Annotated in this window: 6 protein-coding genes; 3 read left to right on the top strand and 3 right to left on the bottom strand. The window is 36.1% G+C overall.

Annotated features, from left to right (window positions below):
- Nucleotides 1-8: 8 nt before the first annotated feature.
- A complete protein-coding gene (locus ACB104_RS12570; RefSeq protein WP_370479237.1) occupies nucleotides 9-3,245 on the bottom strand; it encodes a SusC/RagA family TonB-linked outer membrane protein in 3,237 nt (1,078 codons plus the stop codon).
- A gap of 430 nt (nucleotides 3,246-3,675) precedes the next feature.
- On the bottom strand, nucleotides 3,676-7,773 hold the full coding sequence (locus ACB104_RS12565; RefSeq protein ID WP_370479236.1) for a two-component regulator propeller domain-containing protein: 4,098 nt from the start codon (nucleotides 7,771-7,773) through the stop codon (nucleotides 3,676-3,678).
- 406 nt (nucleotides 7,774-8,179) lie between these two features.
- Here ACB104_RS12565 and ACB104_RS12560 point away from each other — a divergent pair, with 406 nt between their 5' ends.
- The 3 genes from ACB104_RS12560 to ACB104_RS12550 all read left to right on the top strand — a co-directional run bounded on the left by ACB104_RS12560 (nucleotide 8,180) and on the right by ACB104_RS12550 (nucleotide 17,979).
- A complete protein-coding gene (locus ACB104_RS12560; protein WP_370479234.1) occupies nucleotides 8,180-9,955 on the top strand; it encodes a T9SS type A sorting domain-containing protein in 1,776 nt (591 codons plus the stop codon).
- A gap of 348 nt (nucleotides 9,956-10,303) precedes the next feature.
- Nucleotides 10,304-14,791, top strand: a complete 4,488-nt coding sequence (locus tag ACB104_RS12555) for a LamG-like jellyroll fold domain-containing protein (RefSeq protein WP_370479232.1) — start codon at nucleotides 10,304-10,306, stop codon at nucleotides 14,789-14,791.
- 425 nt (nucleotides 14,792-15,216) lie between these two features.
- On the top strand, nucleotides 15,217-17,979 hold the full coding sequence (locus ACB104_RS12550; RefSeq protein ID WP_370479231.1) for a cadherin-like beta sandwich domain-containing protein: 2,763 nt from the start codon (nucleotides 15,217-15,219) through the stop codon (nucleotides 17,977-17,979).
- A gap of 636 nt (nucleotides 17,980-18,615) precedes the next feature.
- Here ACB104_RS12550 and ACB104_RS12545 read toward each other — a convergent pair.
- Nucleotides 18,616-20,715 carry a T9SS type B sorting domain-containing protein gene (locus ACB104_RS12545; RefSeq protein WP_370479229.1) on the bottom strand — a complete coding sequence of 700 codons (2,100 nt, stop codon included), beginning with the start codon at nucleotides 20,713-20,715 and terminating at the stop codon, nucleotides 18,616-18,618.
- Nucleotides 20,716-21,163 lie beyond the last annotated feature (448 nt).

The following is a 21,163-nucleotide window of genomic DNA, read 5'->3' as shown; positions in this document are numbered from 1 at the left end:
TATTTTTTTTAGAAGTCAACTTTTAAACCTATGTTATAAACTTGCTGAATTGGATAGCCCAATCCATTACCTCCCATTTCTGGATCCCACAATCTGAACTTGCTCCATATTGCCAAGTTGGTACCACTAAAGTACAATCTAATACCTTGCATGCCCAACTTATCCGTAAAGCTTTCCGGAAAATTATAACCTGCTTCTACCGATTTTAACCTAAGGAAAGAGCCATCGCGCATCCACCAAGTAGAACTTTGGTTATTATTAACCTCAAATTGATTACTTAAACGTGGCCAAAAGGCATACGAATCGCGGTTAGTTTCAGACCAATGGTCATTGGCAATAACCTCTAACAATCCGTTTTGATAAGGTCCATTGATTACAAAAGGAGCAATGTTTTCTGCGTTTATAAACAATGACGTTCTAGCTACGCCTTGAAAAAAGGCACTAATATCAAAGTTTTTATAGCCTAGGGTACCACCAAAACCATACACGATTTCCGGTACTGTTGGATAACCTATAGGCACTAAATCGTTTGCATTAATAACATCATCACCATTTACATCTCTATATTTAATGTCACCACCTCTAACGTCACCAAACTGGGCTGGTGCGTTTGCAACTTCATCATCATCAACAAACAAACGTTCTGCAATATAGCCATAAACTTGGTTAGTGTTGTTTCCTATAACAGAACGATAAGATAATTCATCTGGGTAATTGATTTCGTCAGAAACAACAAATTCATTGGTCGCATAGGTAAAGTTTCCTCTCAACTGCGTGTACCAATCTTCATTAAATGATTTGTTGTAGGTAAGCGTGGCATCTAAGCCACTACTTTCAACTTCTGCAAAATTGGTTATAGGTGTACTGGTAAGTCCCAAAGTTGCTCCAATATTAGAACGTGCCTGAAGGATATTGGTACGGTTTTGTCTAAATGCATCTACAATAAGACCCAAATCTTTAAACAATTCCAAATCCAATCCTATATTTATTTGTCTTGATTCCTCCCAACCAATGTTCGGGTTAGCATATCTGGATAAAAATACGCCTGGTCTGCCATAAGTAAATTCTTCACCAAATGAGGCACCATAGGTACCACTATTTAAATCAATATTTGAAAGATAGAAGAAACGCTGATCCGCTGCTCCAATCTGATCATTCCCTACCAAACCATAGGTGAAACGGAATTTAAGATCGGAAACTACATCTCTGATTGGTTCCCAAAAGTTTTCATTGGAGATATTATAGGCAAAACCTAAAGACGGGAAATAACCATACCTGGATCCTTTGGCAAAACGTTCGGAACCGTTATAACCAAAATTGAACTCAAAGAAATATTTGCTATCATAACCATAGGTAAAGCGACCTGAAATACCATGGTTCCTATTGGGCAGTGAGAGTATAAGGTTTCCTGCGTTTCCTGACTCAAAACTTTCCAAGTAATTGATTAACATACCTGTAACTTCGTGTACCTCGTTAAACGTTCTGGCATAGTTAAGAGCCGTTTGCAAATGTATTCTTGAATCTAAAATGTTAATCCCGCCAAAATACTCAAGATAATTCTGACCAGGCGTTCCAATTGAACCTTCATCACCAGAATTAATATTGGTCAATCTAATGGTTCCACTATCTGGATCAAATCTGCCAGAGTAGTAAAACGGATTGTATGCTCTCCTTGTGTCAAAATAGGAATAACGTCTTACATAACCCATCGCACGGGCAGTTAAACCTTCAGTAATAAAACCTAAATCTTGGTTAAACTCCACTTGCGTTTGAACAGTAGATGTTTTATTCACCTGATATCCTCTAACCATTTCAGCATAAGGGTTAACCAATATTGTTGGGCTTATACCACCTGTAACTGCTCCTCCAAATAATGGATGGTCAATATAAGGAAGAAAACTTTCAGGATAGGTTTTAGGAAATAAAACGGGGTTTGACCATAATGTTAAATTGAAAATACGCTGTCCACCATTAATAAGCCTGCCATTTTGGTCAACTCCTCCTAGAGGTCCGTTATAATCATCAAATTGTCCGTAAAGATTAACGGAGGCTTTGGTCGTTGGGGTAAGGTTCACATCAACATTACTTCTTAAGGAATAATTTCTTAATTTAATGTTATTGTTGAAATTATTTTGACCTTCCACATTCAATACACCATTATCTATGTTATAGGTTCCAGAAATATAATACCTTGCTTTTTCACCACCACCTTGGGCACTGATGTTATAACGACTATTTACCGTATAGTCTTTAATCAATTCATCTATCCAATTATTATTGGGGTATAAATATTCATTATCTCCAATTGAAGTTCTAAATATCTTGTTTTGGTTGTAAGGAGGCGTTAATTGAGGGTCTCTGGTTAAATACGCCTCATTTGCCAAATTCATATAGGTAATATTGTCGGCAAATTTAAAATTCTGCGTATTGGACGAAAAACTTGTTTCTGAACGGAAACTAAAGCTCGTTTTACCAGCTTTACCTTTTTTAGTAACAATTAAAACCACACCATTGGCACCACGGGCACCATAAACTGCAGCAGCAGCTGCATCTTTCAACACAGAAAAACTTTCGATATCATCTGGTTGTAAACGAGCCATATCTGTGTTAGTAGACTCAATGTTATCTATTAAAATGAGTGGGTTTAATTTACCAGAACCAAAAGAGCCCAATCCACGAATGAAGAAATCTGAATTATCGGACCCTGGCTCACCACTACGTTGAAAAGCAATCATACCAGAAACCCTACCAGCCATCATAGTGGTCAAGTTACTAGTAGGCCCTTTTATTTCTTTAGGCGAGATTGTGGTAATGGAACTTACAACACTAGCTTTTTTCTGTGCTCCACCAAAACCTACGATTACAACCTCATCCAAAGCCTCTTGACTTTCGTTAAGGATAATACTGAATACAGATTTGGTGCCTATTGCGATTTCCCGAGGTTCAAAACCTACATAAGTTATTACTAAAGTAGTGGCGGATTCATCTACATTAAGTTCGAATTCGCCATCAAAATCGGTAACAACACCCGTGGTTGTTCCCTTAACAATAACGTTGGCACCGGGAAGTGGAACACCTTGGTTATCTTTAACTACACCTGTAATGGTTCGCTTTTGGATTTCATTTTTAAAATCCGTAACATTTTCTTTTGCTGCCTGAACATGAAACGAAGTGATGCACAATAAAAGCATCAGGGATTTTAGCTTCAAATCAAATCCAAGACAAGAAAAGAATACTTTTCTCATTTTGATTAATTTTATCATTTTTAGTTTAGTTTAATTAATGAAAAGAATTGTTAGCTCTTTTATTTTATTATTGTTGTTTGCTGATGAAATGCTGTAAAATCAAATTGCAATACTTATTTTTTATTGATTTTTAAGTCATCTTAGGTTTTCCCCATATGTTATAATATTAATCTGATTGTTTCTATTTTATTTTGGTAGTCTTGAAATGTTTCGATAAACAAAGAACAAATTTAATTTAGCATCGCAATTTTTATAGGTGACAAATCATCTAAACTTGGGGTAATAATTGTTCAAAAAAAAGGTCAACTAGCAACAATACCTTAAAATCAACTAGTTTGAAACTACTGATGATTTGAATTTATTACGCTAAAATACGAAGTTCAAAAAAAAAAAATTCTCATACAATAAAATTCAAAATTAAATCTTTCAATCAATACATCTTATTTTTTGTAAGGTCGGAAGGAAGTTTTTCAAACTGTTCCTTGAATAATTTTCTAAAATATTTTACATTGCTAAATCCGACTTCATAAGATGCTTGGGCAATGGTATAGTTTCCAGTTTTTAACAACTCGGCCGCCTTATCCATTTTCACTTTTCTGATATACTGATTGATATTTAGACCTGTAATGGCTTTTATTTTACGGTAAAGTGATGTTCTGCTCATACCTATATCCTGCGATACTACCCAAACATCCAGCTTTTCTTCATTCAAATGGTTTAATATTACACCTTCCAATTTATTCAAAAAGTCTTTTTCTTGCTCCAAAAGTGTGGAGTTTCCATTCATGGCATCCAATTGTACATCTTCATTCTTCAGGAAATAGTTTCGCAATTTTTTCCTTGTATCCAAAAGATTTCTAATTCTGGTCTGCAAAATTTTACCACTAAATGGTTTTATAATGTAATCGTCAGCCCCATGCTTATACCCTTCTTCTATACTTTCGGTATTTCCTTTGGCCGTCAATAGTATGATCGGGATATGTGTCGTTTCAATTGTTTCTTTTAAGGCGTTGCAAAGTTGTATACCACTTAGTTTAGGCATCATAACATCCGATACTATTAAATCGGGCACATAGCGCAACGCTTTTCCTACCCCTTCTTCACCATCCTTGGCATAAATAAGGTCGTACTTACCTTCTAACAAACCATCTAAATAATTGAGAATATCAGGGTTGTCGTCAACCAACAAAACGAGTTCTCTTTCCTTATCTATATTTATGTTGGATGTGATATCTTCAGAGGACTTTACTTCTGAAGACGTTACCCAATCATCCACAATAACCGGTTCATTTTCCTTGTCAGTGTCCTTAACATCCAAAATGGCATCGACAAACAATGATTTGTCTCGAGGAATAACCACTGAAAACACACTGCCCTTGTTCTTTTCACTCTCTATATTTATGGTTCCCATATGCAGTTCTGCGAAATTTTTGGATAACGCCAAACCAATACCTATACCATCCTTGCTTTTAACCGAACTTGCTTGGTAATACCTTTCAAAAACATGTTCCAGCTCCTCTTTTTCCATACCATAACCGGTATCCTTCACTTTTATCTCAAAACTGTCATCATCATAACTTAAGGACACATGTATTTCGCCATTGTCTTTGGTGTACTTAAATGCATTGGACAGTAAATTATTAAAAATAATATGCATTTTTTCTAAGTCAAACCAAGCAAAAAGATCTTCATCTGGAAAATCATAACTTAATGCCATACCTCTTTTTCTTGCCAACGGAAAATAATTGTGTATCCATTGGTCTAAACATTCGGTTAGGTTATGTTCCTCTATCCTTAATTTGCTCAATCCTAAGTTCGATTTTCTAAACTCCAGTAGTTTATTTATGGTTTGCAGCAGTTGTTTGGCATTTTTTTTAATCAGATTCAGGCTATTTTTATGCTTGATTGATTTTGTTTCAGACATTAAATCTTCTAAAGGAGCCAATATTAAGGTAAGTGGTGTTTTTAGTTCATGTGAAAAACTGGTAAAGAAACGCATTCTTTCTTCATTGAAATTATACTCCAATTGGCGCTGTTTTTTCTCAAATTTCAGTGAGTTTATGAGCTTGATGCGTTCTGTATAATATTTCATAAACCCGTATAAAGCAGTCACAAAGAACAATAAATAGCATATGTAAGCTATAGTAGTTTTCCAAAAAGGAGGATTGACCGTTAAAAGTAGTTTTTTTGTAACCTCCTCACCAGAACCCAACTGAGCCTTTACATTTAAAGTATAATCTCCATGTGGGATATTTAACAGATTGACTCTTCCTGATTCGTTGGTACTCACCCAATAATCATTATACCCATCAACCCAATAAGAATAAACGACATCTTTTAAATAAGGGTATTTTAAAACCACATAATCTAGAGACAAAAAGTTTTCGTTATGGTTTAGGGAAATATGGTCTTCGTATAATATGGAACTGCTGAGAATGGTGTTGTCCCCATTATCGGAAACCTGAATTTTTTTATCCAGCACTTCCAATTTTTTGAAAACAATGGGATGAGCTTCCTTTTTGGTTTCGAATTTTTCTGAATGAAAGATATTTAAGCCTTTATCTCCCCCAAAATAAATGGCTCCCTTTTTAGTGATTAAGCCACACCGAAACATACCTCTTTGTATGTTTGTATAGGTGTTTAAATTGTAAATTTCTCCTATTTCCAAATTAAAATGGCTGATACCCCTATATGTGCCCAACCAAATGTTGTTTTGATTTTCCATAACCATACTTGCAATGGAATGATTGCTAAGCCCATCTCTTTCCTTAAAAACAACAATATCTTTGGTGGTTTCATTAAATTTAACCAATCCGCCGTTTTCTGTTCCGGCCAAGAGGCTACCGTTGGAAAGAAGTAAAATATCCAACACATTATCACTTGGGAAATCCTTAATATTTGTCGCGTTATAAAAAATGGACTCCTCAGTTTTTGGGTTATACTTTAAAATACCATCACCATAAGTGGCCATCCATAAAAATCCGTTTGAATCCTCGTTGATATCTCGAATATCCAATTTCCTTAAGGAACTGATATTTTCAAATTGATCCAGTACCTCGTTATATTTAAACAAGCCACCTCTATTGGTGCCAACCCAAATTTGCTCTTTACCATCTTCAAAAATAACTCGTACATCACTTCCTTTGTCCGGGCTTCCTTGTAAATAATGTTTACAGTGTCCGGTTTCAGGATTCATTTTGTTAAGGCCACCTAAATATGTACCTACCCAAAGCCTTTTTTTCTTGTCTTCATACAAGGCCAAAATGTAGTCGTTACTGATACTTGAGGGATTGTAGGGCACATTTTTGTAATGCTCAAACAAACCATTCATTGGGTCGAACAAATCCAGCCCTGCCCCATCCGTTCCTATCCAAATCTTTCCATCAAAACGTTCTTCTAGGGCTGACACCCTATCATGGCCCAAACTCTCACTGGTGGCGTCATTCTTTCTCAATAATTTTATAGGTTCCCCATCTGGCTTAACAAACATTAAACCTATACCGGTTCCAACCCACATGTTGCCATCCCAATCTTTTTTTAATGCAGTTACCGACCTATTGGAAACACTTGTGCCATCATCTTTTGGCAAATACCATTTAACCTTCAAGTTCCGTTTTTTCTGTAGAAAACCTTGCTTGTTTACAATATTGAGCCCACCATTTCGGGTACCCATCCAAATTTGGCCTAAATTGTCTTCTTCAAAACAAAGGATACTGTTGTCGCTTAGCCCTCTACCTTCAAAATCAGATTTCTGCATGTGTAAGGTATCGTGTGTAGCGGTAATAACGTACAGCCCATTGTTGGAACCTACCCACAAATTATTGTCGCTACAAGTATAAAGCGCATCTATTTGGAGCGCTGAAGTAAAATTATTCCCCTTTAACGAAACGCGAGTAACCTTTTTGGTGCGCAGATTAATTTTATTTAGCCCATTACTTTTGGAACCCACCCAAAGCAAAGAATCATCCTGGCGAACCATACTTACAATATCATCAGAAAAAAGTGATTCGTCGTAATGGGGGTTATTTGAATATAAGGTGATTTTTTTGTCAGTATGAAATATTTGAACGCCAACACTATCTACTCCTAAAATAAATGCACCGTCGTCTCCGTATTCAAATCGACTAATATTATCGCTTAACAAGCCGTTTTTTTCATTAATCAATTGAAAAGACTCTTTTCTTGGGTCGAAGATATTCAACCCCTCATAGGTAGTTATTGCAAGCTTTCCTTTATCAATAAGGCGCAACTGCCTGATAAAATTATTACTAAGGTTTTGGTTTTTGGCAATCTCCTTGTCTTTACTGTAGGAAATAAATTGTGTGCCGTCATAACGAAATAATCCTCCAGGAGTACCAATCCAAATAAAACCAAGAGAATCTTGCTCAATGGAATTAACACCGAGTTCTACATCCAGAGCATGAAATGTAAGCTCGTCTTCTATGGGGTTGAATTGACTAGAAGCATTTTGCCCATACCCAAAAACAAGGCAAAATAATATTGCTATGAGAGAGATTTTTCTTTTCATAATTTGTTAAGCAACCTTATTTTTCTTGAAGCCATAATCAGGCTTCAAAAATAACCCTTTAATAGTTCTTTTAAAACTAAAACGGCCAATAAATAACATTCCATTTGTCGAAATTATTACCCTTTAACTGTTGCCATTTTTAATCTAAGATAGCATATATCGTTTAAGTCGCCAAATTTGGAACTTTATCCTACGAAATAATTTCATTGTAATACTTGTTTCCAAATTCAAAAATTATTATTTTTCACGGATTAATTAAATCAACAAAGAACATTTTGTACCCCTTTTTTGGCTATTTTAAACCCCAAGAAAAATGATTTGATTAATATCTTTACATTTACTTTAAAGTGTTTTACCAACACTTATTGCATATTGAAACAATTATTAACTAAAACTTTTTTAAGACATGAAAGAAAAATTACATGTTACAACAACAAAAAAACATTTTTACACCTACGTATCAATGTTTTTACTTATGATTTCGTTTGGCCTTACCGTTAATGCCCAAACACTAAAGCACAGCTGGGATTTTCAAACAGACACAGAAGACTCTGTGGATCCTTTTATGACAACCACGGTAGTTGGGGGTGCCTATATAGCTGATGGTGCTTTGCAATTAGATAGTAACGGAGCTTATTTGTCATTTGATGGCTTTCAACTAGATTTAAATAGTTACTCTGCCATTACAATGGAGTATGTTTTTAGTAGCCCAAATGGTCAAAACCCGGAATGGGCTTGGACTAGTTATTTTGGTAATGACGATGGCTATAACGCTTTATATAATACTTGCGCCATGTGGAATGGTGAAGTTTGGTCGAATTACAACAGGGAAACATTAAAGATAGCAAACAGACAACAGGGCACTAACGATGGTTTGAAACATCATATGGTGACTGTATTGAGTGGTACAGGTCTTAAAATGTATCTTGATGGTGTTGAAATATTTACGGAAGATGCTCAACCTGTTACATGGGCTGATACCTTTAATATTGGTGTAGATCTTGCCTACCTTGGAAAGGGATCTGATGCTTGGGCAGCAGATGCGACATGGCAAGGTAAAATTTTTGAATTTAATATTTATGACGGTGAGATGGATGCAGGTACTGCAGCTGTTAGAGCAGCTGGTTACTTAGACGAATCAAATGCTAAATTAGCTTCATTGTCCTATAGTACCGGAACTTTATTCCCAGCATTTGATAGCAACATTACTAGCTACGCTATTTTAGTAGATCCTGGCACGCCTTCTGTTGATATTGATGGAACCACAGTAGTTGCAGGTGCCAATATTACTTCAGGCACTGGTACCATTACGCTTACTGACGATGCAGGTTCAACAGATGTTGTGGTAACTGCTGCTGATGGTGTAACAACTCAAACATATACCATTACTATGAATACTGATTGTTATACACCTACCTACCCAACAGGAAACATGGTTGCTAATCCGTCAATGATTGGTCCTTTTGCTGCCCAAACTGGTTTTGATGAAGGATGGACCCTTTTTGACCCAAAAAGTGATACTGAAGATGCTTGTGGTTCCTCTTTCGGCAGTATGTATTTAAAAGGAAGCTGTTATCAACAAGGAGGTGTATTAGTATGGGATTCTGGTGTTGCCATTAAACCAAACACAAGCTACAGAATCCTAGCAAAAGTTAAAAATGAAACAGCAGCCAGCAGCGATGTATTTAATTTTGTACTTCCAAATGGATCATGGGATTTAGAAGATACTGATTCCAATGGAAGCACAGACCAATTTCTTGTTGGTATTCCAACAGGTACTGGTTGGCAAACATTTGACCAAACAATCGTATCTGGACCTAATGCAGCTGGAAATGTATTTTTCCTAATTATGTCGTGTGATTCTGCCGATGCAGGGTTTGAAACAGACTTCCTGTATTTTGACCATTTTGAAGTATATGATCTTAGTACTTTAAGTACAAATGATTTTGAAGCTACTACATTTAGAGTGTTCCCTAATCCATCAAACGGAGATTCATTCAAAATTGCTGTTAATTCATTTGAAGGTTCTGTAAATGTAAAAGTTTACAGTATTTTAGGCAAAGAAGTACTTAACAAAGATTTTGCAAACGCTAAAACTATTGAAGTAAACCACGAATTGAATGCAGGACTTTATATCGTTAAGGTAAATGATAAAGCTACTGCTAAGTTGGTAGTGAAGTAAACCTTTAGACTAAACTGATTAATAGCAACTTCCCAAAACAATTTATTTAAATCCCTATAATTTGTTTTTAAAACAAAATCCCCGATGTTTAACGTCGGGGATTTTTTTCAACTAAAAAATTATTGGTAAATAAGAGAAATATTTAATATTTATGGTCAAAAAGTGATTAGCCTTAAAGCGAAATCAAGGAAAGTACCGTTAAACTATTTTCAAGGCATAGCCATTGTGAAAGTTAAAACTGATAATGATTGGGTAACCTTAAAGGCCATTCTTTAGGTAACTTAATGAATATATTCCTTTCCACGTTATTTTCAAATTTACTCTGAAAGATTGCCAAGAAGAAACAAAATGAAAAAAGAAAAATCGCGACTTGTTTACCTATTGGCTTTCACAATTTGTTTAATGATGCAAGGGCAAAACTCTAATTTGCCAGCAACTCAAATTACTGTCAGCACAAGCCCAGTACAAAACACTGATACGGAATGGAAACAACTTTTCAACTTTGATTGGAAGTTTCAACTGGGCGATTTTCAAATTAATGAAGAAACACCTATAAGTGATGATGCTTGGCGCCAATTGGATTTACCTCACGATTATAGTATTGAGAGTGTACCATCTGCAGGCAACCCCATGGGAAATGACGGTGGCTACTTTCCTGCCGGAGTTGCTTGGTACCAAAAACATTTTGAAGTTCCCGTAGAATGGCATAATAGACAGATTATTGTCTATTTTGAAGGCGTTTATATGAATTCCGATGTATACATCAATGGCTTTCATTTGGGCAATCGCCCTTACGGTTACTCTTCCTTTAGTTATGATTTAACGCCACACTTGAATATGTCTGGTGATAATACCATTTCTGTTCGTGTGGATAATTCACAACATAAAAACAGCAGATGGTACAGTGGCTCAGGTATTTACAGAAATGTTTGGCTGTTTTCCAAAGGTTCCGTGCATGTCCCTAATTGGGGAACGGTCATTACAACTCCAGCAGCTAACACATCACAAGCCGCTGTTAATATCAAGACAACTGTTAAAAACATTACCAATAGCACACAAATTATTGATTTATTTACGCAAATTATTGGGGAGGGCAGTGCCCAAACCAATATATCTTTAGGAGCTAATTCAGAGCAGACCATTGAACAAAACATCCAGGTCTCAAACCCATCATTATGGTCGCCAGACACTCCCAGTTTATATGAAGCTATTGTTCAGGTAAAACAAAATAGCACTGTTATTGATGAATCGGAACATACTTTTGGCATCCGCTCCATTGATTTTAGTGCAGAAAACGGTTTTTTACTGAATGGCAAGCCCGTACTGATTAGTGGTGGAAACGTACACCACGATAATGGGTGTTTGGGAGCTGCTGCCTACAACAGAGCTGAAGAACGACGTGTGCAACTATTAAAAGATGCAGGGTTTAATGCCGTTCGTACCTCACACAATCCACCATCTGAGGCCTTTTTGGATGCCTGTGACCGTATTGGTTTGTTGGTCATTGATGAATCTTTTGATGGTTGGCGAGTAAACAAAACCCCTTATGACTATGCCCGTTTTTTTGATGCTTGGGCTGTGAACGATGTACAAGATATGGTACGCCGCGACCAAAACCATCCATCTATCATCATGTGGAGTATTGGGAATGAAATTATTGAGCGCACCTCACCTGATGCTGTAAATACGGCAAGAATGCTATCTAATGCCGTGAAACAGATTGACGACACCCGACCTGTTACCTCCGCCATGACCACATGGGGACAAGGTTGGGAAATATTTGACCCCTTGATGGCGGAACACGATGTTTGTGGCTACAACTATCAAATGCATGAAGCGGAATCCGATCATGCACGAGTTCCCGATAGAATCATTTTTCAGTCCGAATCCTACCCAAGGGATGCTTTTTACAACTGGAATATGTCCCAACAGCACAGTTATATTTTAGGCGATTTTGTTTGGACAGCCATGGATTACTTAGGTGAATCAGGTATTGGTCGTTACTATTACACCGGAGATACACCTGGCGAACATTGGGAGGCCAACCACTTTCCATGGCACGGTGCCTATTGTGGAGATATTGACCTCATTGGCCATAGAAAGCCCATCTCCTACTATCGTGAAATGCTTTATAATGATACCCGAAAATTGTATATGGCCGTAAAGGAACCCAATCCTTTGGATGGTAGGCAAATATTTGAGACGCTTTGGTCTGTTTGGCCCACATGGGAAAGTTGGAGCTGGCCTGGTTATGAAGGTATGAACATTGATGTGGAAGTATATTCTAAATACCCACAAGTGAGATTGTACTTGAATGATGTACAAGTTGGTCAGGCAAATACAGGATATAATCAACAGTTCAAAGCTACATTCAACATTCCATACCAACCAGGAACATTAAAAGCCGTGGGTGTTGAAGGAGGCGTTGAAGTAGAGGAAATGATTCTTAAAACTTCCGGCGAAGCCACACAAATTAGAATTACAGCTGACAGAAACACTATTGAGGCAGATGGGCAAGATTTGGTATTTTTTACGGTTGAATTAACCGATGCAGAAGGTAATATTCAACCCGATGAGGATCAAAAATTAGTTTTTAATGTTGAAGGTGCTGGTGAAATTATTGGTGTTGACAATGCCGACTTAAAAGATACCGATCGCTATAAAGCTACTAGTAGAAAAACTTGGAAAGGTCGTGCCCTGGTAGTTGTAAAAAGCAATAAAAGCGGTGGGGACATAACTTTAACAGTTGGATCGGCTGCTCTAATGGATGCTACGCTACAAGATATAGATTTATCGGTATCAGCTTTAGACCCTATTTTCGACCCAGAAATTACAGATTATACGGTATATGTGGCGCAAGGAACAACTTCAATTGACATAACCGGAATACCCAATGCAACTGAAGCAACCGTTCAGGGAAATGGCACGGCAACCCTAGTTAACGGTGTTGCCAATGTAAGTTTGGTCTGTACCTCAAAAGATGGCAATGCCAGCAAAACATACAATCTTAATATTTTAGAAGTTGACGGCACCAATTATGCGATGAAATTGCCTGGTGGAAATGGCTACAGTAGTAATGTTCAAATTTCAGGGTTAAACCTAAAATCTTTGCCTTTTACCATGGAACTTTGGTTTAAACCAGATGGATCTCAGAATTTGCGTTCGGGACTATTTTTTGGTCGTAATCCTATAAATAATGATAATGGAGGCATTCAATACCTAGACAATAATGAAATTATTGGAATGAGTAATGAATCGGCCGATTGGAATGGTATTAATGCGGGTTATGCAGCCCCAGATGTTTGGCACCACGTGGCATTTGTGGTAGAAAATAATTCGCGTCGAATTTATTTGGATGGCATTGAAACTTCACAAAATGACATCAATGTTGCCGTTGATTATGCTGCAAGTAATGTGTATATCGGTTTTGATAATTCCAGTAGCGACCGGGCTTTTAAAGGCATAATAGATGAAGTACGTGTTTGGAATGTTGCCCTTACCCAACAAACCATAGAGAATAACGCTTTAGAGGTGCTAAACGGCGATGAAGCCAATTTAATAGCCTATTGGCACTTTGACCTTCCCAACTCAGCCCAAGCGGTTGATATGACCAACAACCATCATGGTAAAATAACTGGTGGTACTTATGTTCCTTCCTTCCCTCGAAGCAATTTAAAGTTGACAAGCCTATCTGTTTCTGATGGACTGGCCTATTCTGAAAACCTTGACCCCATATTGGAGGAGCATCATATATTTTTACCTGTAGGCACCACTTCGGTCATTATTAGTGCTGAAACCGAAGACACTAATGCCATACTTTCGGGAATTGGGACCGTGAATGTTTCAGACCATGGCACTCTTTTAGTGACGGTAACTTCACAAGACGGTCTTGAATCTATCGATTATGCCATTAATTATATTGTAGATGTAGACGATTTAACGCTAATGCACTCCTACCCTTTTAATGATGGCACGGCAAACGATGCAGTAGGAACCGCACACGGAACAATTATAAATGGAGAAATAGCCGACGGATATTATCATGCAAGCAATCAGGGGGATTATATAAGTCTTCCGGGAGGAATAATTGAAATAAATAAATTTCCTTCAATTACAATAGAGGCCAAAGTTAATGCGGGTAATGGTAACGCAGCATTTACTATGCTAAGTTATTTTGGCAACACGGTTGGCACATTTGGGACAGACCACTATTACACAACATTGGTAAACGGTGGTAATAGTAGCGCGGCCATTTCATGTGGTAACACTACCAATCCTTGGGATTTTGAAACAAGGGTTAACAGCACACTGTTAGATGACGGCTCAAGATATCATTTAGTAAGCACCTTGACTAATGATGCCATTACTTGGTACATTAATGGTGTTTTGGCAGGACAACGACTACTGGCTAATCATAACTCAATTCAATTTTTAAGTAATAATTTGGCCTATTTATGCAAAGGTGGATATACCAGCGATGCAACATGGATTGGCTCTATTGATGAATTCAATATTTATAAAGGCGTGATGGACTCTGGAACAATCTCAACAAATGCCAATATTTATTTAAATGCATTAAGTGCTAATGATTTAGAAACCGAAAGTTTTAAATTGTTTCCTAACCCTTCAAAAGAAGGTTATTTTAGCATACAATTAAACCCAACTTATATACATAATTCGGTAAATATAAAAGTTTACAACATTTTAGGTAAAGTAGTTTTAAATGATGATTTTACACCCATTTCCAATAGAATTGAAGTAAACCAAAATTTAAACTCTGGACTGTATTTTGTGCAAATTGACAATAAAGAAACCAAAAAGTTAATGGTTAAATAATCGACTAAATCATAAATTAAATGGAAAAACCAGTTATAAATTAACTGGTTTTTTTGTCTCTATAACCAAAGTAAATTAAACGCTGTTACTTAATTTTTGCAGCCTTAATAATTCGTCGATTTTTATTTAAAGGCTAAAATCTAATTTTTTTGTAAAAACAAGAGGTGTAAACAGGGTACAAATTGTCCATTTAGCCATTAATATCCTGAAAATTAGCATCAAGCAAAATATTTGCAAATGAATTTAATCCTAAAATGTTTAAACTTCAACGAAATCTTCAATTCAAAATGTAGTCTATTTCATAAAATTTAACTTTTCTTAATCATTTAGACATTTTATCCCCCTATTAAACTAGCGCACTATCCTAAATTTAAACAAGTGTTATTTACACACTTTAAATTAAACTAATCTAAAACTTAAAAGACATGAAACAAAAACTACAAAGATTTGTTAAAAATCTATTGAAAGTAACGGCCGTGGCTTGCTTTTTATCAAGCACTACGTTACTAAATGCACAAACATCAATTACTGTTGAAAACGGTGATTTTCAACTTCCAGGTACTGTTAAGCAAACCAATTGGGAGAGTGTTCCAGGATGGAACAGTGATACGCCAGCATTAGACTCTGGAGTTGAAGAACCCTTCGGAGCTACAATTTGGACTGCCTTTATCAAAAGTCAAGATCCTGCCGTTTGGAACCTAACAGCCCATCCTGTGGCAGAAGGAGAAATTTATACTTTAACACTAGGTTGGGCTTGGGATATCTGGGCTACTGGCTCTGGTTTTTCAGTAAGATTATTTTACAGTGATGACGCGGGATTAACTAGAACAACACTGGGCACAGCCTATACAGGCTTCGCATATGATGGTTTACAGGTTATTGCAGATGGAATTGCTGCTCCTGTTGGATCTATGTTAGGTATAGAAATAGATAATATCGCCCCAGGGGATGCTTGGGCAGGTTTCGATAATGTTACGTTAACATACTCTAGTCTTAGTTCTAATGCCAATCTTTCCTCTTTAGGTTTATCTGTTGGAGAACAGGCTGCTCCTCTTAGCTCAAATGTAACATCTTATTTTGTAAGTATTCCAGAAGGAACATTATCTGTAAATGTTGCTCCAACATTGGAAGATGATGGTGCAAGTATACTTTCTGGTACTGGTGATATTGACATTACTGATGGTGAAGGCTCCACTACTATTGAGGTAGAAGCTGAAGATGGTACTTTAAAAAATTATAGTTTATTCTTTAAGGTTCTTACAAAAATGCATTCTTATGATTTTGAAACTGATTATTCAGACGGTACAAATTCCGTAGATGGAATAGAAAATGGCACGCCATCCATTCAATGTGGTGCATTAAAATTAGATTCTAATGGAGATTATTTATCTTTTGATGGTGCAGCATTAGATCTAAATTCCTATTCTGCTATTACAATGGAATACATATTTCAAGACTATACTGGTTCCAATACTGGTTGGAGATGGTCGTCTTACTTTGGTGGTGATGGTGGAACTGATGCATTTTTTACGGGATTAAGTCAATGGAATACTGAATTTCGTTGTTCTTATGACGGCCAAGAAATTTTTAATAACGCTGTAAATCATAATGATGGTAATGTGCATCATATTGTAGCAATATTAACGTCAACCCATATAACCGTATACCGTGATGGGGCTCTTCTTAGTCAAGTTCCAAATAATAATGGATTTACTATTGACTCGGCACAGTCATTTCTTGGCAAGGGATCTGATGCTTGGGGTGATCCAACATGGGAAGGTTTAATTTATGAATTCAATATTTATAATGGCGTAATGGATTCGGGTACTGTTTCTGCCCAATATTCAGGAATTTTATTAGACCAATGTATTACCTTTGATGGTCCTCTTCCTATAAAAGCTATAGGAGATGCTGACTTCAATTTAACGGCCACTTCAAGTTCAAATTTAACTGTATCATTTTCAAGCTCTGACCCAACTGTAGCAACCGTTTCAGGAAATACGGTAACTATAGTGGGTGAAGGAACATGTAATATTATTGCTTCTCAAGCTGGTGATGCTATTTTCAATGCAGCAACAGATGTAATGCAATCCTTAACAGTAAATAGTGTTTCTTCTGATGCAGATTTATCAGATATATCAGTTTCTCTAGGAAGCCTAATTCCTGGTTTTTCAGCGGGCACGACATCATACGGTGTAAGTGTGCCTAACGGTACAACTAGTGTAAACGTAAATGCTACTAGAAATGATGCAGGTGCATCCTTTACTATAAATGGCAACCCTGCCACCGATGGAGTAGATGAAGCCATTGCCATTAGTGGTGGAACTGGTACGGCTACTATTGAGGTGACTGCAGAAGATGAATCAACTACTAATACATATACAGTTAATTTTGTAGAAGAATGTTTTATGCCTACTATGGAAACACCAAACTTAGTTTCAAATCCATCAATGGGTGGCGATTTTGCTGCACAGACCGGTTGGAATAGAGGTTGGACTCCTTTTGAACCAATGTCTAGTGAAGATGCCTGTGATGATTTAACTGGTAGTATGTATTTAAAAGGTGACTGCTATCCTAATGGAGGTGCGTTATATTTTGAATCGGCCACAGCTATTATACCTGGAATGGGTTATAGAATTTTAGCTAAATTTAAAAATGAACAAGCGGCCAATAGTGATGTCTTTAATATTGTATTACCGAACGATGTTTGGAATAAAGAAGATACCGATAGTAATGGTGGCACCAACCAATTTCTTGTAGGCATTCCAACAGGTGAAGGTTGGGTTCAATTTGACCAAACGATTGTAGCAGGACCTGCGGCTACTGGCCCTGTAAACTTACTTATCATGTCTTGTGATTCACCAGAAGTCGGATTAGATACAGATGTCCTTTTCATAGATCATTTAGAAATATATGCTGTTCCATCTTTAAGTGTTAAAGATTTTGAAGCACGCTCGTTCAGCTTATATCCTAACCCATCAAATAGTGGCGACTTTACCATTCAATTAAAGTCTGCAAATGTTAATGGTTCAGTAAATGTTAAAGTGTATAGCCTTTTAGGAAAAGAAATCTTAAATCAAGACTTTACACCTAGTGCCGGCAAAATAGACATCAATCAAGATTTAAATTCTGGATTATATTTAGTAAAAATTGATAACAAAGAAACTACTAAGTTAGTTGTAAAATAATCTTTTTATTAGTTCCTTTAAAGTTTTATCATTAAAACTGAAACCCTGGCAATAATAATGGCCAGGGTTTTTTTTGCTCTTTAAATGAATTAAAATTATTTCTTCAATAGACTACATCCCCTAAACCCAATCTATAGTTGCGACTAAGAACTTCTTTTAATTTCCTCATAATAACACGTACTATAAACTTATAAAACAATTGGAATAATGTGACTAAAAAATATGGCCAACTATAACTTTGATTATTGTTTCCAATACAATAAATCAATTATGCGCCAAAGATTAACGTGCCAGAATTTAAAATTTTAAGATAAGAGACCATAGAACTAGCTCTTTTAAAAAGCTTTTTTCAGAAAAACAACATCGGAGTCAATAGAAATTGGATAAAGCAAGCATTGAGCTTAAACAAACTTTAAAACAAAGGATATACAGTATTTAAAAAAACTATGGAATGCTTTAAATGAATTGCCCATTAGTGGAACTACTAACTGTCTTTGGGAAATATGAAACAAAAAAACTTAAGCTTAAAAAGTAGCTATTCTTAATTGAATAAATAGACTATACCTGTAATTAAAACTGTATAAAAAAACACCAAAAACAATTCTAGTTTAATGCGATTGAAGAATTTCATAATAGCTATCTTTTTAAAGTAAAATGTCCCTTATACTGTTTATTTTTTTCAGGCCTGTTAACCACAAACCAATAATCGGATGTTGGAAATTGGTATCCATTATAACTTCCGTCCCAACCGTGAGAAGTTGGACTTATTTGTTTTATCAATTTTCCATAACGATCAAAAATTTGGATGCTCATGTTAGGCTCCATTTCTGAAGCTGTAATCTTCCAAGTATCGTTATATCCATCTCCATTAGGCGTAAAATACTTCGGGTAATTCATAATATAGACCTCTTTCTCTGCTATACCACAACCATTTTTATCCCGAACATAAATAGTGTAATCGCCAGGTCTTAAATCATTGAATTCATTAGAATCTTGATACCTAAGGTCATCCAAGGAATACTCGTAATCCCCCACACCTTCAACTGCTACTCGAATTGAATTGCTATTGGCTGTCCAATCGTTAATTTCAACATCTGAAATTGTGGCGATGCCGGATTCCACAACCTGGATTTCAACAAAGTCTTCGCAAATAACATCTGGATTTGACGTGTTATTGAATGCTGTAACATGATATAGACCAGATTGATTTATTTCTATGGTACTTGTTGTTTCGCCATTAGACCATAAATAGCCATCATGAGATGAATTTAAATATAAGGTCAATGGCTCCTTATTACATAAAAACCAATCCGTATTGACATCTATTTTTGGATTGTTATATACTTCTACAGTTTTATTCAAATGATAGGTATTATAACCAGATAAAATAGTAGCATTTACCTCGTATATTCCGGGCAGTTCATAAGTGTAATTGAAAGAACTTTCGGTTGTAGTAGCCGAATTGCCATCACCAAAATCCCAGTTTATTTGGTCAATGGGTTGATTGATTTCCAGAATAAAGTTAGTTTCATTTCCAAGGCAAACGTTTTCAGCCTCAATTGTACCAATAAAAAAAGACTGTATAAATGGTGGAAGCCCAAAAATTGTTAATCTTCCTCCTAAATAAATCTCCTTATTTTTATGCTGGCATCCAATGCCTCGTATATTTGGGTGCTCTATGACATCCAAATAAGAAGTCAAACTATTGGATATATATATTTTACCATCTAAAGCCAATTGTAGGGCCGATAGTAAATTATTCCCTGAATAAATAAGAGTATCAGAATTTAAAATGGCATCTTTTGTATTAATGCTCAAATCAAATTGGTGCAATTTACTTGAATACCTCGCCATTTTTAAATCGGAAACATATAAAAGATTACCGTCAGGTGAAAACTCCAATCCGTAAGCCCCGCTCTGGCCATCATTATCAAAAACTCCATCTATTGTTATAGGATTGGAAATTGCACCCGTTCTTGAATCGAAATCAAAAAGTTCAACAAAACTATCCGAATACCATTTGGCTACAGCCAATTTTTTGCCATTAGGTGATACCTTCATATAGCCATGGCTGTTATACGAATGACCACCATGATAAGAGCCTATAGGGGTAACAATAGGCTGTATATTAACACCATTTTCCGTAACACTAAAAACCAAAAACTCGTTACTTTCCCAAGCATGGGAAATGACCCAAAAATCCTTTCCATTGGCATGGTGAACGGCTGTTATTTTTTCGGTTGACGGCGTAAACAAAGGAATATTCTTATTACTTGTTATGTCTCCTAATCCATTATTCAAGTTAAGATCAACTTCAGAATAACGCAACCCGTCCGGATTTCCTACATTAGTTACAGTAAAAATATAATAGACAGAATTAGAGTTGGGCTTAGGAACAATAATGGCCGACTGTGTACTGGATGGATGCCCCAATAATCCCGTGCCATTGGGCATGACTTGATGGTTTCTATTCCAAACAGTTATACCGTCTGTATAGAACAACAAATCTCCATTGTTATTTGAGATGGTGGCACAACCTTCATTGGTTGATAATTCACCATCCAATACAGTTTGCACTCCAGTTTCGCTAAAATTTATTCCCGCCTTTATTCCAAAATACCAGAATGCAGACTCTTTTTGAGCAAAAGAAAAATTAAACAAGATGACTACAAGAAAACACAGGAGCTTTCTCAACGCTTTGCATTTTAGCAAATGTTCTGTAGTGGTTTTGGTCATTATAAAGTTTAGTTTAATCCGCTAAATAATTATCAACTTATTTAACAAAACCATAATCATAAGTAGAATAACCATATAGAATAAAGTGTGTGATCCACACTTGTTGGGACAAACCAAAAGTATATTTTTAGTCTTAAGTAATGAGGGGACAAATTGTTATATTAAAGGGTACTAATTGTCCAACATTTTATTGAATAATGAAGCTTAGCAAAACTGTAATCGTAAATTGCGTTTCATCTTTAAATACTTAAACCCCAATTGAATTTAAAACTATGGACACTTTTTTTGGGTGATACGATTTTTCATGTTTGTTAAGAAATAACATTACTTAGTCCATCAACTCCTATTTAAAGCCATAAATTTGTTTACACGAAACAAATTTTATTAATATAACTTAGCATTTAATGGATATAGGAAAACTGAATAAAGAAAAATATTGGCTAGCCTT

It is taken from the genome of Tamlana flava, from assembly GCF_041287255.1.
Classification (GTDB): Bacteria; Bacteroidota; Bacteroidia; order Flavobacteriales; family Flavobacteriaceae; genus Tamlana; species Tamlana flava.
The sequence above is the reverse complement of the archived record's forward strand: the minus strand, read 5'-3'. Positions and strand labels throughout refer to the sequence as shown.

What these genes read in the sequence shown, in the direction of transcription:
- ACB104_RS12570 (WP_370479237.1), bottom strand. Translation starts at nt 3,245, where the DNA reads ATGAGAAAAGTATTCTTTTCTTGTCTTGGATTTGATTTGAAGCTAAAA.
- ACB104_RS12565 (WP_370479236.1), bottom strand. Translation starts at nt 7,773, where the DNA reads ATGAAAAGAAAAATCTCTCTCATAGCAATATTATTTTGCCTTGTTTTT.
- ACB104_RS12560 (WP_370479234.1), top strand. Translation starts at nt 8,180, where the DNA reads ATGAAAGAAAAATTACATGTTACAACAACAAAAAAACATTTTTACACC.
- ACB104_RS12555 (WP_370479232.1), top strand. Translation starts at nt 10,304, where the DNA reads ATGAAAAAAGAAAAATCGCGACTTGTTTACCTATTGGCTTTCACAATT.
- ACB104_RS12550 (WP_370479231.1), top strand. Translation starts at nt 15,217, where the DNA reads ATGAAACAAAAACTACAAAGATTTGTTAAAAATCTATTGAAAGTAACG.
- ACB104_RS12545 (WP_370479229.1), bottom strand. Translation starts at nt 20,715, where the DNA reads ATGACCAAAACCACTACAGAACATTTGCTAAAATGCAAAGCGTTGAGA.